At 72.5% G+C, this 17005-nt stretch carries 10 protein-coding genes; 6 read left to right on the top strand and 4 right to left on the bottom strand.

The features are described from left to right. Window positions 1-857: 857 nt before the first annotated feature. The 4 genes from mug to CLV68_RS18520 all read left to right on the top strand — a co-directional run bounded on the left by mug (window position 858) and on the right by CLV68_RS18520 (window position 5852). Window positions 858-1400, top strand: a complete 543-nt coding sequence (gene mug, locus CLV68_RS18535; protein ID WP_246009956.1) for a G/U mismatch-specific DNA glycosylase — start codon at window positions 858-860, stop codon at window positions 1398-1400. Window positions 1401-1455: 55 nt separating this feature from the next. Further along, window positions 1456-1722 (top strand): hypothetical protein, encoded by a 267-nt coding sequence (locus CLV68_RS18530; RefSeq protein ID WP_092780267.1) that lies wholly within the window; start codon window positions 1456-1458, stop codon window positions 1720-1722. 11 nt (window positions 1723-1733) lie between these two features. Continuing rightward, window positions 1734-3548: a glutamine--fructose-6-phosphate transaminase (isomerizing) gene (glmS, locus tag CLV68_RS18525; protein WP_121392080.1), complete on the top strand. Its 1815-nt coding sequence runs from the start codon at window positions 1734-1736 to the stop codon at window positions 3546-3548. Between the two features lie 168 nt (window positions 3549-3716). After that, on the top strand, window positions 3717-5852 hold the full coding sequence (locus tag CLV68_RS18520) for a M4 family metallopeptidase (RefSeq protein ID WP_121392079.1): 2136 nt from the start codon (window positions 3717-3719) through the stop codon (window positions 5850-5852). 225 nt (window positions 5853-6077) lie between these two features. Here the strand turns inward: CLV68_RS18520 and CLV68_RS18515 are convergent, their stop codons facing one another. From CLV68_RS18515 to CLV68_RS18505, 4 genes are all read right to left on the bottom strand, one after another. Continuing rightward, window positions 6078-8753 carry a helix-turn-helix transcriptional regulator gene (locus CLV68_RS18515; protein ID WP_121392078.1) on the bottom strand — a complete coding sequence of 892 codons (2676 nt, stop codon included), beginning with the start codon at window positions 8751-8753 and terminating at the stop codon, window positions 6078-6080. Between the two features lie 176 nt (window positions 8754-8929). Next, the gene (locus CLV68_RS34025; RefSeq protein ID WP_170224436.1) at window positions 8930-9094 is read right to left on the bottom strand and encodes a hypothetical protein; all 165 of its coding nucleotides are present in this window, start codon (window positions 9092-9094) and stop codon (window positions 8930-8932) included. Window positions 9095-9137: 43 nt separating this feature from the next. Beyond that, on the bottom strand, window positions 9138-10823 hold the full coding sequence (locus CLV68_RS18510) for a bifunctional diguanylate cyclase/phosphodiesterase (RefSeq protein ID WP_121392388.1): 1686 nt from the start codon (window positions 10821-10823) through the stop codon (window positions 9138-9140). Window positions 10824-10919: 96 nt separating this feature from the next. After that, window positions 10920-12053, bottom strand: coding sequence for a lycopene cyclase family protein (locus CLV68_RS18505; RefSeq protein ID WP_342772785.1), 1134 nt, complete (start codon window positions 12051-12053; stop codon window positions 10920-10922). Window positions 12054-12238: 185 nt separating this feature from the next. On the opposite strand from CLV68_RS18505, the gene CLV68_RS18500 reads away from it, so the two are divergent. Then, window positions 12239-13789 carry a deoxyguanosinetriphosphate triphosphohydrolase family protein gene (locus CLV68_RS18500; RefSeq protein ID WP_121392077.1) on the top strand — a complete coding sequence of 517 codons (1551 nt, stop codon included), beginning with the start codon at window positions 12239-12241 and terminating at the stop codon, window positions 13787-13789. Window positions 13790-14087: 298 nt separating this feature from the next. Then, window positions 14088-16856, top strand: a complete 2769-nt coding sequence (locus CLV68_RS18495) for a S8 family serine peptidase (RefSeq protein WP_121392076.1) — start codon at window positions 14088-14090, stop codon at window positions 16854-16856. Window positions 16857-17005: the final 149 nt, after the last annotated feature.

The following is a 17005-nucleotide window of genomic DNA, read 5'->3' as shown; positions in this document are numbered from 1 at the left end:
CACGCCAACCTCGCTGCCGCCACTCCGAGCCCTCGGCTTCACCGTCTGACCCGCTCGTCCCGAACGGCCCGCCTTCCGCGATGAAGGCGGGCCGTTTCGCGTGAACCCACGGCAGGTCCTCGTCCGGCACCGGCCCTCGGGCGCGCGGTCGGGGTGGCGGGCGAAGATGCCTTGCGCTGCGGAGCGGATCCCGCGGGTCCTGGAGCGGCACGCGGACACACGCGCGGATCGCGTCGGCGACGGCTTGACGCTGGTCCGGGTTCTCCCACCAGGCGCTCCAACTCGTGGAGCCCCACGACGCGGGCGTACGCGTGATCAGCGCTCAGCCGCTCGATCGCCCCTTCGTCCGGCAGGCCCGCTCGGCCGCCCGGGACGCCCGCGCATGATCGGGTAGAAGGCCACCGGCGCACCCGCGCCGGTCAGCATCGACCCCCGTCAGGCCCCGGCCCACGCCAACCTCGCTGCCGCCACTCCGAGCCCTCGGCTTCACCGTCTGACCCGCTCGTCCCGAACGGCCCGCCTTCCGCGATGAAGGCGGGCCGTTTCGCGTCGCTGTCCGGACCGACTCACGGGAACCAGGGCATTCTCCGTCAAGTCCGAGCAGCGCGTGGTCGCCACTGAACGAGTAACGGGCGGTTAGCGTCCACATCGGACACGATGGCCGGGTGGTGGGTTATCCACAGGACTGGGCGGGGTTCTTGTGGTGTTGTCACAACCCGTGGTGAGTCCGTGTGCTCGGGCCACAGCCGGGAATCGGCTGGTGGGCAACGGGTCCGGTCGGTGGGAGTGGGGGTGTCGGCGGGGCACATCGACGTTCGTCGGTGGCGGGGGTGATCGACTTCTGCTCCCATGGGTGCGTGCCTCGACCTACTCGTGCCGAGCTCGCGGCGGCCAGGGACCGGACCGTGCCCGATGTGATCGGTGCCGGTCTCGCGGTGCTGTTCTGCGGGATCAACCCCAGCCTGTACTCCGGCGCCACCGGCCGTCACTTCGCCCGGCCGGGCAACCGGTTCTGGCCTGCCCTGCACCTGTCCGGGTTCACCCCGCGGCTGCTCGACCCCGGTGAGCAGGAGCTGCTGACCGACTACGGCCTCGGTGTCACCAACCTCGTCGCCAGGGCCACCGCGCGCGCCGACGAGCTGTCCGACGACGAGCTGACCCGGGGTGGCGACCGGCTGCGCCGCCTCGTGGCCGAGCACGAGCCGCGGGTCGTCGCGGTGGTCGGCATCACCGCCTACCGGGTGGCGTTCGCGGCGCCCAAGGCGGTCATCGGGGCGCAGGCGGAGCTGTTCGAGTCGGTGCGGGTGTGGGTGCTGCCCAACCCGAGCGGCCTCAACGCGCACTACCAGCTGCCCGACCTCGCCGCCGAGTTCCGGCAGCTGCGCGAGTCCCTCGGCTGACCCGATATCGGGCACCGGAGTTGCCTCGGCGGTCGAAACAGTGCCAGGGTCGTGCGTGACCGAACCACCCGCCGACCTCGTCCGGTACGTCACGGGGACCACCGGTCTCCCGCCGGGGATCGCGGCCAGGGTCGTCGCCGACGTCATGGCCTACTTCGGCGAACCGGTCGAGCAGTACGTGCGGCGCAGGCACACCGAGCTGCGGCGCGCGCGGCTGCGCAACGCCGAGATCTGGGCGCGGGTGGCCGGGGAGCTGGCCGCGCGCCCGGTCGCGGCGCCCGCGCTGAGCGAACGGCAGCTGCGGCGGATCATCTACGGCTAGGGAGCGAAGCTATGTGTGGAATCGTCGGCTACCTGGGGGTGCGTCCGGCGACGCCCGTGCTGGTGGAGGGGTTGCACCGGCTGGAGTACCGGGGGTACGACTCGGCCGGGGTCGCGGTGGTGCGCGACGGTGACATCGTCGTCACCAAGACCGCGGGCCGGGTGCGGGACCTGCGGGACAAGCTCGCCGACAACCCCGCCACCGTGGGCATCGCGCACACCCGCTGGGCGACGCACGGTGAGCCGTCGGACCGCAACGCCCACCCGCACCTCGACGCCACCGGACGGGTGGCCGTGGTGCACAACGGGATCATCGAGAACGCCGAGCAGCTGCGCGCCCAGCTCACCGCCGACGGCGTGGTGTTCGTGTCCGAGACCGACACCGAGGTGCTGGCCCACCTGGTCGCCCGCGAGGACGCCGCGACCCTGGAGGACGCCGTCCGCGCCGCGCTGCGCGGCGTCGAGGGCACCTACGGGCTGGTCGTGCTCGACCGCTCCCGGCCGGGGGAGCTGGTGGTCGCCCGCAACGGCAGCCCCATCGTGCTGGGCATCGGCGACGGCGAGATGTTCATCGCCTCCGACGTGGCCGCGCTGGTGCACCACACCCAGCAGGTCGTCTTCCTCGACGACGGCGAGCTGGCCACGGTGACCGCCGAGGGGTTCCGCACGTCCACTGTGGAGGCGCGGCGGACCAGCAAGACGCCCACCACCGTCGAGCACGCCGCCGACGACTACGAGCTGGGCGGGCACACCGACTTCATGCGCAAGGAGATGGCCGAGCAGCCCGAGGCCATCGCCAGGGCGCTGCGCGGCAGGCTCGACGAGCGGTTCGCCACCGCGCACCTCGGCGGCCTCGGCCTGGACCCGATGGCGCTGCGCGCGGTCAAGCGGGTCAAGTTCCTCGGCTGCGGCTCGGCCTACTACGCGGGCCAGATGGGCGCCGCGCTGGTCGAGGAGCTGGCCAGGATCCCCGCCGACGCCGAGCCCGCGTCGGAGTTCCGCTACCGCAACCCGGTGGTCGACCCGGACGCGCTCTACGTCGCGGTGAGCCAGTCCGGCGAGACCATCGACACCCTGGCCGCGGTGCAGGAGCTGCGGCGCAAGGGCGGCCGGGTGATCGGCGCGGTCAACGTCGTGGGCAGCGCCATCGCCCGCGAGTGCGGCAGCGGCGTGTTCCTGCACGCCGGACCGGAGGTGTCGGTCGCCTCCACCAAGGCGCTGACGAACATGACCGTCTCCTTCGCCATGCTCGCCCTGCTGCTCGGCCGGGTCCGGGACCTGAGCGCGGCCGCGGGGGCACGGATCGTGACCGGCCTGCGCGCGCTGCCCGGTCAGGTCGAGCGCGTGCTCGCCGACGACGCCGAGATCGCCAGGATCGCCAAGCGGTACGCCCACGCGCGGCACATGTTCTTCCTCGGCCGGGTCAGCGGCTGGCCGGTGGCCCGCGAGGGCGCGCAGAAGCTCAAGGAGATCTCCTACATCCACGCCGAGGCGTACCAGGCCGCCGAGCTCAAGCACGGCCCGCTGGCGCTGGTCGACGCGGACATGCCCAGCGTGGTCATCGTCCCGGCCGACGACCTGGTGGCCAAGAACATCGGCACCATCGAGCAGGTCAAGGCGCGCGGCGGCCCGGTCATCGTGATCACCAACGCCGACCTGCCCGACGGGCTGGCCGACGAGGTCATCCGGGTGCCGCGCGGCGAGCCGGAGCTGGACCCGATCCTGCTCACCATCCCGCTGCAGCTGCTGGCCTACCACACCGCGTCGGCGCTGGGCCGCGACATCGACAAACCGCGCAACCTGGCCAAAAGCGTCACCGTGGAGTGATCGCGACGCCCCCTTGCGCACCCCTTGCCGACCCCTTGCGGGGCAATCCATGTATTCATTCACGCGGAACTGACACCTAGCTTTCGCCCACCGGTCCGCAAGCCCACCCGTCCACTCCACCGTGGACAGTGGGCTCCTCCGTCCTCACGGGCCGGTGGAGGAGACGACATGTCACGCAAGGGTCGCAAGGCGCTGGTCGCCGCGGCTGTGGCCGCGGCGACCGCGCTGGGTGCGACGGTCATCGCGGTGACCGCTTCCCAGGCCGGTGCCGCGCAGGACCAGTCCGCCCCCGGCGCCAGGGCGCTGAGCCCGCAGCAGCGCGCCACCGAACTCGACCGCGCCGGTGCCGAGGCCACCGCGGCCGCGAAGGACCTCGGGTTGGGCGCCAAGGAGAAGCTGGTCGTCAAGGACGTGGTCGTCGACAACAACGGCGCCCGCCACGTCCGCTACGACCGCACCTACGACAAGCTGCCGGTCGTCGGGGGCGACCTGGTGGTGCACCGCGCGTCCGACGGCCGGATCACCGCCGTCGACCGCGCGAGCAGCGAGACCATCACGGTCCCGTCGGTCACGCCCACCATCGCGTCCACGAAGGCCGCGGCGCTGGCGCCCGCGTTGACCGCCGAGAACAAGGATGGCGCGGCGAAGCCGGAGCTGGTCGTCTACGCCGTCAACCGCAAGCCGATCCTGGCCTACCGGACCACTGTGGAGGGTGGCGGCGCCGAGGTCGTCGTGACCGACGCCGCCAGTGGCGTGCTACTAGACCGCTACGAGAAGCGGCACAAGGCCACCGGCAACGGCTACCACGTCGGCACCGTGGACATCAGCACCAGCAGCGCGTCCGGCGGCTACACGCTCACCGACACGACCCGGGGCAACACCCGCGTCCTCGACGGCAACGGCGGCTCCGAGACCAACCCGGCGGCGCGGGCGACCACGTTCACCGACGCCGACAACGTGTGGGGCACCGGTCAGCTGAGCAACCGGCAGACCATCGCCGTGGACGCCTACTACGGCCTGGCCAAGACCTGGGACTTCTACAAGAACGCCTACGGCCGCAACGGCATCCGCAACAACGGCCAGGGCCACACGATGTACGTCCACATCGGATCGGGCCTGCTCAACGCCTTCTATGACGACAGCTGCTTCTGCATGGTCTTCGGCGACGGCAGCTCCACCAACCAGAACACGCCGCTGACCCAGATCGACGTCGTCGGCCACGAGATGACCCACGGCGTCACCGCGGCCACCGCGAACCTCAACTACTCCGGGGAGTCGGGCGGTCTCAACGAGTCCGCGAGCGACATCTTCGGCACCATGGTCGAGTTCTCGGCCGCCAACCCGAACGACCCGGCCGACTACTACATCGGCGAGAAGCTGCGCATGCCCAGCGGCTACTTCCGGCGCATGGACAACCCGGCCGCGGACGGGAACTCGTTGGGCTGCTGGCGTTCCACCGCCGGTCAGGTCGACGTGCACTACTCGTCCGGCATCGGCAACCGGTGGTTCTACCTGGCCTCCGAGGGCACCGGCAACAAGACCATCGGCGGCCTCGCGCACAGCGGCGGCACCTGCAACAGCACCACCTTCGCGGGCATCGGCCGGGACAAGGCCGCAGCGGTGTTCTACCGGGCGCTGAGCACGTACATGACGTCGACGACCAACTACGCCGGGGCGCGCACCGCGACCCTGCAGGCCGCCGCCGACCTGTACGGCACCAACAGCCAGGAGCGCTACCTGGTCAGCGTCGCCTGGGCCGCGGTCAGCGTCGGCACCGCTCTCCCCGCACCCGGGACGACCACCACCCGCCCCACCACGACCACCACGACCAGCCCCACCGGCCCGACCACGACCACCACGGTTCCCCCCACGGGCAACGCCATCACCAACGGCGGCTTCGAGTCCGGCCAGACGGGCTGGAGCGAGACCGCGGTCGTCACCAACAGCACCCAGCAAACCCCGCGCAGTGGTTCGTACTACGCCTGGCTCCTGGGCAACGGCCGCGCCGCCAGCGAGGCCATCAGCCAACAGGTCAGGGTCCCCAGCACCGGTGCGCCCGCGCTGCGCTTCTGGCTGAAGGTCACCACCCAGGAAACCGGCACCACGGCGTACGACGTTCTGCGGGTCCAGGTCAACGGCACCACTGCCGTCACCTACTCAAACGCCAACGCAGGCACCACCTATGTGCAGCGCGCGGTAGACCTCTCCGCCTACCGCGGCCAAACGGTGACCATCCGGTTCTCTGGAGTGGAGGATGCTTATCTGGCGACCAACTTCTTGCTGGATGACGTGACGCTTGGCTGACCGTTGACCCCCCTCCTCGGTGTGTGTCCCCCCACCGGGGAGGGGCCTTTCCGGCTCTTGTTCTCGCCTGCGGCATTGGCCTGGGCGCGGTTTTCGAGCAAGAGGCGGGTGGTTGGCCAACGTTGCTTGGGGGCGGGGTGGGGCCAACGTTGCCCGGTCTCGATCGGCTCGGCTCAGTTTGATCTTGAATGGGGGCGGCGGCGCGCGTGGGGGGCGGCCACTTCGTTATGTGGAGAGTTCGGCGCGGTTGCGGATGCCCAGTTTGCGGTAGATGCGGGTGAGGTTGGCCTCGACCGCTTTCACCGACAGGTGTAGGGCGGTGGCTATCTGGCGGTTGCTGTGGCCTAGGCGCAGGTGGGTGACGATCTGGGTCTCCAGGTCGGACAGCGGGGTGTCCTGGGTGTCCAGTTTGGACAGCTCGGACTCCACCCGGTCGACCCAGGGGGTGCAGCCAGCGGTGGCGTAGCGGCGGAGGGACTCGGCGAGGGCCTCGCGGGCGGCGGCTTTGCGGCGGGCGCGGCGTTCCAGGGTGCCGAGGGTGTACCAGGCCCTGGCCAGTTCCATCGGGTACGGGTGGGTCGGCGGCAGGGCGGCGCGGAGGGTGTCGGCGGCGCCTCGGGGGTCGCCCGCGGTGGCGGCGATGACGGCGGCGGCGCGGGTCAGGCCGAGGGTCACCACCGGCCTGCCTTGGGCGTCCACTCTGGACCTGGCGTCCCGCAGGGCGGCTTCGGCCTGGTCCGATTGCCCCGCCCACGCAAGGGATTCCACAAGATCGGCGTCCACCAGGAACATCGCCGGATCGGTGTAGCCGACCTCGCGCAGGGTCGCCAGGCAGGTGGCGAACAGCCGGGCGGCGGCGCGGTGTTCCCCGCGCAGCACCGCGACCCTGGCGCGCAACCCGCTGGCGTACGCCGCCCACTCGCCGTCCCTGGCCTGCTCGTCGGCCTCCGCCGCCTGCGCCAGCAGGGTGCCCGCCTCGTCGAGGCTGCCGGTGTTCAGCTCGGCGAGGGCGCGCAGGGTGAGCCCGATCCCGGGGTGCTGGTCGACGTCGACGCGCAAGCGGGCGCCCCACAGCGCGGCGCGGCGGGCGTCGGCGCAGCGGCCCGCGCGTTCGTAGGCCGAGGTCAGCGAGTACAGCACGGCGATGAGGTCGCGGATGCGGCCAGCCGCCTCGGTCTCGTGGCGCAGCCGCTCCAGCATCTCGACCGCCTTGGCCGTCTCGCCGCGGCGCAGGGTGATCACCGCGAGGTAGACGCGGGCGAAGACCACGGGCTCCGACAGCGGCAGACCCGCGGTGTGCCTTGCCAACCGGCGGAACAGGTCGGTCTCGGTGTCCGGACCGGACGCGGCGGCGAACGGGATGCGCATGATCAGCGACCGGATCACCAGCGTCGGGTCGTCGGCGCGGACGGCAAGCGCGTCGGCGTTGTCGAGGTGCGCTAGCGCCTCCGCCGTCCGTCCTATGTGGGCGGCGAGTTCCGCGCGGCGCAACACCAGGGCGCACCGCAGTGCCGGGTCGTCACCCCCGTCGGCGGCGACCTCGTCGAGCAGACCGGAGAACGCCACCATGTCCCGACCGGCCAGGTCGAACAGCAGCAGCCGCGCCCACGCCCTGGTCGGACCGGTCGCGATCCTGGCGACGGCCCGGCACAGCTCGGCGGCGGCAGCGGTCAACCCCGCCTCCGCGGCGGCGCGGGCGGCACCGAGCAGGCGTTCCGCGCGCTGCACCGGGGCGGGGGTGCGGTGCGCGGCGAGTCGCAGCAGGTCGGCCGCGGTCGCCGGGGCACCCCGGGCGGTCGCGAGCCGGGCCGCCTCGACCAGTTCCGCGGCGATCGAGCCGTCCGGTCGCGGGGTGGCCAGCGCGCGGTGGCGGGCGCGTTCGATCGGGTCGGTCACCAGCGCGGCCATCCTGGCGTGCGCGGCGGTCCACTGCGCGGCGGTCGCCTCGGCGGCCACCACCTCGGCCACCAGCGCGTGGCTGAACCGCAGCGCCCCGTCCTCGTCGGCGACCAGCACCCCGGCGGCCATGGCGGCGTCGAGCCCCGGGTCGCCCAGCGGCAGCAGGTCGAGCCCCGGCCGGACCGCGACGGTGACCAACCTGAGCACGTCCCACGCTCCCTCCGGCAGCGGTGCGAGCCGGTCGCCCACCAGTTCGCGCAGCTTGCCCGGCACCGGCAGCGGTTCGTCCGCGCCGACCGAGCCGCCGTGCCTGGCCAGCGCGCGGCCCAGTTCGAGCGCGTAGAACGGGTTCCCGCCGCTGGCCGCGACCACCCGGCTGACCGTCGCCGACGACAGCGGCCGCACCAACCGGGTCCGCAACAACTCGGCGACCGACCCCGCGTCGATCCCGGTCAGCTCCACCTCGACCACCGGCGCAGGCGCCAGGTCGGTCGTGGTCGGCGCCCCGTCGGTCCGCTCGGCGACCAGCACCCGCACCTGGTGCTCGGTGAGCCTGCGCGCCGCGAACGCCAGCACCTCGGCGCTGGCCGGGTCCAGCCACTGCGCGTCGTCGATGACCAGCAGCACCGCCTGCCGCTCGGCGAGGCCCCGCAGCAGGTCGACCACCGCCAACCGCAACGCGAGCGGGTCGACCGGGTGCAGCGGCGCGGCCCGCAGCAGGGCGGTGTCCAGGGCGGCCCGAAGGTGCGCGGGCAACTCGACCGACGCCAGCACCTTCGCGAACAGGTCGTACAGCGCGACGTGCGGCAACTCCCGGTCCACCGCGGCCGGACCGGTCCGCAGCACGACCTCCGCCCCGGCGCCCGCCACCAACACCTCGACCAACAGCGACTTGCCGATCCCCGCTGGCCCGTGCAGCAGCACCCCACCCCCGTCGGCCAACCCACCCCGACAGCGGGCGATCACCGAGGCCCGGCCCAGCACCGGGGGAACAGCCGCCATCCCCCGAACGTACCCAACCCACCCAAATCCGACGAGACCGAACTACGTCAACGGCCGAAAGGGGACACCACCCTGCCGATCCCCACCACGGCACACGCCGAACCAGGCCCCCGGTGATGGCTCCCCAACGCGTTCTTATACCCCGGCGCCTTCCCGTACCCCGGCGCGCGGGCCGGTCACAGCTCGCGCTGGCGCTGGTCCCACAGGTCCTCCAGCTCACGACGCCACGCGGGCAACCTGGCCCTCCTGGCCCGCTCCCGCAGTCCCGAGATGATCGACCACAGGATGACGAGCGCGATCACCGCCAAGACACAGGTGGTGAACACCCATTCGCCACTCATCAGCGGCCTCCCTCCGTGCTTGTCCGCTGTGCCAGGGCGAACGTCAGCTGACGCGGGCGTGGGCCGGGCGGGAGCCGCGCAGGACCTCGACGTGGTCGCTGCCGGGGCGGCCGAGGATCCAGCTGGAGCCGGGGACGGACTTGGCCCGCTTCTTGAGGGGTGCCAGCAGGCGGGATGCCTCGCGGTAGGAGCGGACCGAGCCGACGCCGCACACCAGGGTGGCCAGGGAGACGCTGACCGCCATGCCCTCGGTGACCCACTGGCGGTCGACCAGGCGGGCGGCGAGGGCGCTGATCTCCTCGAGGTCGGTGACCACCAGGAAGTCGTCGCCGCCGACGTGGGCGACTCGGGTGCCGGGCAGGTCGCGCTCGGCGTCGGCGAGGCAGCGGCCGATGTGGCGGATCAGGTCGTCGCCTGCCGCGAAGCCGACCGTGTCGTTGACCTGCTTGAACGAGTCCACGTCCAGCCAGGCCACCACGAACATCTCGGCGGCGTGGATGCGGCGGTCGATGTCGCGGTCGACGGTGTCGCTGCCGGGCAGGCGGGTCAACGGGTTCAGCGCGGCGGCCTGCTCGATCTTGGCCTCCGCCACCCCGCGCACGACCTCCGAGATGCGCGCCACCCCGACGCACACCCGCTCCGCGTCGACCACCACGACCTCGTCGCCGTGCCGGTCCCAGTCGGTGTCGCCGACCAGGTCGAGCAGTTGCAGGCTCCCGGCGTCCGCGCGGATGGTGCGGGGGATGTCGCCGTGGCGCACCGCGGGTTTCTTGGCGTTGAGCGCGTGCCCGTACGGGCCGGTGACGGCGAGCAGGAACCGGCTGCGCGGCAACGTGCTCACCGGCCTGCCCTCCGGGTCGACGAGCACCACGCCGCTGATGGTCGGGTTGGCGGCGAAGGTGTCGCGGACCTCCTCGGCGCTGGCGTCCTGCGCCATCGTGGTCGCGGGCCGCAGGTAGTCCGACACCAGCGGCACCGGGGCGGCGCCGGTGGTGGCGTTGAGCTCGATGATCTCGGCGACCGGCCGGGGCAGCGGCAGCGCGATCCCGCCCTCCTGGCTGGCGCCCGCGAGCAGGTTGCCCTGCGCGAGCCGCACGCCGAGCCGGTTGAGGCACAGCAGCTGTTCCTCGGACTCGACGCCGACCGCGGCCAGCCGGGTGCCGGTGCGGGTGCAGTACTGCGCCAGGCACTCGACCACGGCAAGGCACGCCGGGTCCTCCGGCAGGCCGGAGATCAGGTGCGCGTCCAGTTTGATCAGGTCGGGGCCGACGTCGGCGAGCAGCGACAGCGGGAGGTCGCCGTCGCCGATGGCGTCGAAGGCGATCCCGCACCCCGCCTCGCGCAACACGTCGAGGCCGCGGATCAGCTCGGCGCGGTGCACCCGGCTGAACGGCGGGGTGATCTCCAGCACGATGTCGCGGGGTTTGCGGCCGGTCTGGTTGAGCGCGGGGCGCAGGAACCGCAGCAGTTCCTCCGGCGCGGTCGCGGTGGCGGCCACGACGTTGACGTGCAGTGGCAGCGGTGGGTCCTGGCGCGACGAGGCGAGCACGGCGCGGCTGGCCAGCGAGATGTCGGTCTGCACCAGCCTGCCCGCCTTCCCGGCGGCGCGGAGCAGGTCGTAGATGTCGCCGGTGCGCGGTCGGGCCATGGCCTCCACGGCTATGGCCTCACCGGTACGGGTGCTGAGCAACGGCTGGAACGCGAAGCTGACGTCCGGTGCGACGGTCACCCTGGCATCGTGCCCGGTGCCCGCGCGGAGATGATGGTTAGTCACCATCTGTTCATCCAGCTGTGCCCGGAAGCACCACACCGCGCCGGGCCACGGTCATCCCGGTGGGTAATCGCGCGATAGCAGCAGCTTCCGGCGAATTCCCCACGGGGTCGCCCCGAACACCGCGGCCATCGCGGCGGCGGTCCCCGCCACGTCCTCGCGTCCGCTGAGGTAGGCGCGCTGCAGCCTGGGGGACAGGGCGAAGAAGGCGCCGAAGAACTCCGACAACATGCCCGGTGGGAGTCCCAGCAACGCTCTTAGACCGTGCGACCGCATCGCGTGCACGGCGCGAGCCTGGGGTGACCACACCGCGGCCCGTCCCGCCGCTGCTGCTGCCGCTGGACCCCGCGCCATCGCTGCCGTGATCGCGTCCGCCACCACTGGGGCCAACGCGAGCGCGTCGCCGACGCTGTAACCGGTGGCCGGGTGCACCATCCCCGCCGCCGCGCCAAAGGGCACCGAACCCCGATGCCAGGGCGGCGTCGGCGGTAGATCTACCGGGAACCGCACCCGCTCCACCGCAAGCGCTTCCGGTTCATACCCCAGCCGTTCGGACAATCGGCGCCGCAACACGTCCCAGCTCATGCCGGGCCGGGCGGCCAGGGAGGTCTCCTCAAGCAGTACCCGGTCGGTCGACACCCCGACGGCGTAGAGGAAGGTCGGCGGCCTGCCCCAGTCCATCAGCACCGCGTCACCCGATCGGACAATCTCCTCAGCGGCGGCCGAAGGAACCACGACCCCGTAGGCCGTTTGCTCCACGCGGACTCCCGTGGCGGGCCCGCCCGACACCACCCGCCGGGCGCCGCTCGCGTCGACGACCACCGCGCACGCCACCCGCCGCCCGGACCCGAGGACCACCGTCGCGCCCCGCCGCCCGAACTCCGCGCCGACCACCTCGTCGTCCACCGCGGCGGCGGGCCCGCGCCACAGCTCCGCGCACACCGCCGCGTTGTCCAGCACCAGGTACTCCCGCGCGATCTCGTGCCCGGCCGCCAACACCCGCGTGGCCGGCACACCCCGGTACCGGTCGAGCGGCACCTGGTCGGCCCACACCCCGAACGTCGCCGCCCACACCCGCCGCCCACCCGGCGCGACCACCACCGTCCTTAACCCAGCCCGCCCACAAGCGTCCGCGACCGCCCACCCCGCCGGACCGCCACCGACCACCACCACATCCACCCTGCTCACCCCCTCTCGCTACCACGCCCCACCCCACCACAACAGCGCAGGCCCCCAAGCCCACCCGACAACCACAGGCGCCGAGCGATCCGCGCTGACCGCCCAGTACGTCTCGTACGGGCGGCTACCGTCCGCGCACCCGGATCGCGGAATCCCGCGCGCCGCCCCCACCGGGCTGCACCTAGGCTCGCGGCATGTCGGATCTCCACGAGCGCCGGGTCGACCGCAGGGACGGCAAGGGGGGTGCGGACCTCACCGCCAACCCGTTCCGGGCCGATCGCGACCGGATCGTGTCCTCGCCGTTCTTCGCGCGGCTCGGTGGTGTCACGCAGGTGGTCAGCGCCAGTGGGTCGGGGTTGTTGCACAACCGGTTGACCCACAGCCTCAAGGTCGCCCAGATCGGTCGGGCCATCGCGGAGCGGTTGACCGCCGACCCCGATCACGCCCCGTTGCTGGAGCGGCTCGGTGGCTGTGACCCGGACGTGGTGGAGGCCGCGGCGTTGGCGCACGACCTGGGGCACCCGCCGTTCGGGCACCTCGGTGAGCAGGTGCTCGACCGGCTCGCCCGGCACCGCTTCGGGCTGCCCGACGGGTTCGAGGGCAACGCGCAGAGCTTCCGGATCATCACCACCACCGACACCAGGGGGCCGTCCGCGGCTGGCCTCGACCTCACCGCCGCCGTGCGGGCCGCGACGCTGAAGTACCCGTGGACCCGGCTCTCGCACCCCGACCCGCACCCCCGCGACCTGGCCGACCCGCCGCGCGGTGCCGCCGAGCCGCCGGACGCGCCCGGTACCGGGTCGAGCAAGTTCTCCGCCTACGTCACCGAACTCGAGGACCTGTTCCAGGCGCGCGCGGTGTTCGACGGGCTCGTGCCGCCGTGGCAGCAGACCGTCGAGGCGTCGGTGATGGACAACGCCGACGACATCGCCTACGCCATCCACGACCTGGAGGACTTCCACCGCATCGGGGTGCTGCAACACGCCCCGGTGTCGGCCGAGCTGGGCCAGTGGGAGGCCGACCGGGCCGAGTTCGCCCGGCTCGACGCGAGCGAGTTGGACTCCGGGCGGCGCCCCGGCCAGTCGTTGGAGCGCTTGCGCAGGCGGTTGCACGCCCGCGACTCCTGGGTGGTCGACGACGACGCGTTCGCCGCGGCGGTGTCGCGGGTTCGCGCGGAACTGGTCGACGACCTGCTGTCCATGCCCTTCGACGGTTCGGTCGACGCCGAGCAGGCGTTCGGCCGGTTCTCCTCGGGGTGGACCGCGCGGCTCGTGGCGGGCGTGCACGTGGTGGCCGACCCGCCGACCCGCTCCGGGCACGTGCTGCTCGGCGCCCGGCAGTGGCACGAGGTGCAGGTGCTCAAGTTCGTGCACCGCCGGTTCGTCTTGCTGCGCCCGGACCTCGCGCTGCACCAGCGCGGCCAGGCCAGGTTGCTGACCAGGCTGGTCGAGGCGCTGGAGCAGTGGCTCGGCGACCGCTACGAGGCCGACCGGCTGCCGCGCAGGCTGCACGACCTGGTCGAGCTGGCCCGCGTGGAGTACGACTGGCTGGCCCGCGAACACCCGCAGGCCCTGGTCGGCGCGACGGGGGAGTGGCCGGAGGGGCAGGGCACCGTGCAGGCGCTCGCCCGCGGCCGGGCCGTGATCGACTTCGCCGCCTCGCTCGCCGACGGGCAGGCCGCGACGCTGCTGGAGGCGCTGTCCGGCCGGACCGGACAGTTCTGGTCGGACGCTTTCGTGCTGTGAGGCCCTGTCCCGCCAAGCTGGGGACGATGGCGGGTGGGGAAGAGGGGGTGGGTGGCGGGAGTGAATCGGCACCGAGCGTGACATTTGGACGGTGACTTTCACTCGAACGGTAGATGTCACCTCGTTGGTGTGAACCATACGTTCACCTGGCCGGGAGTACTCCCGGCGTCGGTGGGCGTGGGTCGGGGCACGCACTAGCGGGGGAGGACCCGTGCGTTCGTCCGATCGCTCGAAGTTATCCACACGCGCCACAACCGGTCTGACGGCGGGGGTTTGCGCCCTCGCCCTCGTGGTCGGGATGACCACCCCGGCGTCCGGGCAGGCCCTGCCCGCGAACCAACTCACCGCGGCTCAGGACAACGCGGCCCGCCAGATCTCGGCGCTGCAGAAGGTCAAGCAGACGCAGTCCAAGGCGGAGTCCAAACTGGACAGCAAGCTCGCCGTGGAGAACCGGCTGCGCAAGGACCGCTCGCTCGTCTCGGCCGCGCCCCGGTTGCAGAGCGGGGTCAAGCTGTCGGCGTCCGACACCGTTCTCGTCGACATCAGCGTCGAGCGGGTCAGCGACGAGCTGGTGGCGGCGCTGACCAAGTCCGGCGCCGGGATCCGCGCCGTGTCGACCGGCCTCGGCGAGATCAGGGCCGAGGTCCCCTTCGCCGCGCTGACCGGCATCTCCGGCCGCGCCGACGTCCGCAAGGTCGAGACGGCCAGTGGCGCGATCACGGCGTCGGCCAGGCCGCGCGGGACCGCTCCGGCCAAGACCGAGACCAAGGAGCAGAAGGAATCCCGGCTCGCCGCACAGGTCCAGGCCGCGATCGAGCAGCGCGGCGCGGCGGCGCTGGTGACCAGTGAGGGCGATCGCGCGCACAACGCCGACACCGCCCGCGCCGAGTTCGGCGTGACCGGTGTCGGCGTGAAGATCTGCGCGCTGTCGGACGGCGTCGACTCGCTCGCCGTGTCGCAGGCCGCCGGTGAACTGCCCGCCGTCGACGTGCTGCCCACCCAGGAGGGCGAGGGCGACGAGGGCACCGCGATGCTGGAGATCCTGCACGACCTCGCCCCCGGTGCCGCGCTCGGCTTCGCCTCGGCGTTCAACAGCGAGGCCAGCTTCGCCGACAACATCCGCGCCCTGCGCCAACAACTGCGCTGCGACATCATCGTCGACGACGTCCTGTACTTCGTCGAGTCGCCGTTCCAGGACGGCCTGATCGCGCGGGCGGTCAACGACGTCACCGCCGACGGCGCGCTCTACTTCTCCTCCGCGGGCAACGAGGGCAACACCGCGGACGGCACCGCGGGGCACTGGGAGGGCGACTTCCGCGACTCCGGCCGCATCGTCGGCAAGTTCGCAGGCACCGCGCACGACTGGGACCCCTCGGCGACAACCCAGGTGTTCCAGCCGATCTCCAACGCGTCTTCCGCGCAGGTCCCCGTGACGCTGCACTGGTCCGACCCGCTCGGCGCCTCCGCCAACGACTACGACCTGTACCTGTTCGACCGCACCGGCAACGTCGTGACCTTCAGCCAGGACGTGCAGGACGGCGAGCAGGACCCGTTCGAGATCCTGCAGACGCCCACCTTCGGCGGCAACGGGTTGCGGCTCGCGGTCGTGAAGTTCTACGGCGAGAACAGGTACCTGTCGCTCTCGGCGCTGCGCGGCCGGTTCGCCGACTCCACCGATGGTCTCAAGGCGTTCAACACCCCCGGTGTCACCGTGGGCCACTCGGCGGCCAAGCAGGCGTTCAGCGTCGCCGCCGCGCCAGCGGCCGGTCCACTGCCGTTCGACCTGGAACCGGGTGACCCGGCCAACCCGCGCGGCCCGTTCCCCGGCTCGTTCAGCGCTTCCTCGGCGCTGGAACGGTTCTCCTCCGACGGCCCGCGCCGCGTGTTCTACAAGGCCGACGGCACACCGATCACCCCGGGCAACGTCGGCGCGACCGGCGGCGAGGTGCGCGCCAAGCCCGACATCACCGCCGCGGACGGCGTCCTGACCAGTGTGGACGGTTTCGACCCGTTCTTCGGCACCTCGGCCGCCGCCCCGCACGCGGCCGCGATCGCTGGGCTCGTGTTGTCCGGCAACCCGGGCATCGCCCCGGCGGAGGTGCGCGAGGCGCTGGTCAACACCGCCATCGACCTCGGCCCGGCTGGCTTCGACGGCCGCACCGGTGCCGGGATCATCCTCGCCGACCGCGTGCTCGCCTACACCGGCGCCAGCCCGCAACCCCGTGCCCTGGCGCAGAACCCGACCATCGCCCCGACCGACGGCGGCGACCTGGTCGACCCGGGCGACACCGTGTCGGTGACCCTCCCGGTCCGCAACACCGGTGACGCCGATGCCGTGTCTACGAGCGTAGTGCTGACCTCGCCGACCGCGGGCGTCACCATCGCGCCGCGTTCGCAGAACTACGGCACCGTCCCGAAGGGACAGACGGTGAGCAAGGTCTACACCGTCACCGTCCCGCTGAACCACCCGGTCGGCACGCCGGTCGTGCTCGACGCCAGGGTGACCTTCGCGGCGTCCTCGTCCCCGACCAGGGCGACGTTCAGCTTCCCGGTGGGACGGCCCTCGCCGGTCACCCGGGACTTCGCCTACGGCGGGGCGCCGGTCGCCGTGCCGGACAACAACCCGCTCGGCGCCAGCGTGACCATCCCGGTCGCAGGCGTGGGCCGCGCGTCCAAGGTGACCTTCTCGGTCGACGGTGCCACGTGCAGCACCGCGACCGGGGCGACCACCGTCGGCCTGGACCACACCTTCGTCGGCGACCTCGTCGGCACCCTCACCGCCCCGAACGGCGCCGTGGCCACCCTGCACTCCCGCAGCGGCGGCGGCGGCAACAACCTCTGCCAGGTCGTCTTCGCCGACTCGGCCACCGCGGCGTTCTCCTCGGTGACCTCCGCCAACGCGCCGTTCACCGGCACCTGGCGACCCACGTCCCCGTTGAGCGGCTTCGCGTCGCTCGTCGCGGACGGGGCGTGGACGTACAAGGTGGTCGACGTGGCCGGTGGCGACACCGGCTCGATCCGGGCGGTATCCCTGCACATCAACGGATACGCGACCCCGGGCGCCTGACCCCAGCGGCCGGTCGCCTCTCGCAGGTGGCCTGCCCGCGTGACTGATCGCGAGAGGCGGTCGCCCTGCTGGGGCGACCGCCTCTTGGCGCGCGGGTGACAACGGACTGGTGCTGTTCGGTGTCCTGGGGGCGGTTGGGCCGTAGCGTG

The organism is Actinokineospora cianjurensis, from assembly GCF_003663795.1.
Classification (GTDB): Bacteria; Actinomycetota; Actinomycetes; order Mycobacteriales; family Pseudonocardiaceae; genus Actinokineospora; species Actinokineospora terrae.
The sequence above is the reverse complement of the archived record's forward strand: the minus strand, read 5'-3'. Positions and strand labels throughout refer to the sequence as shown.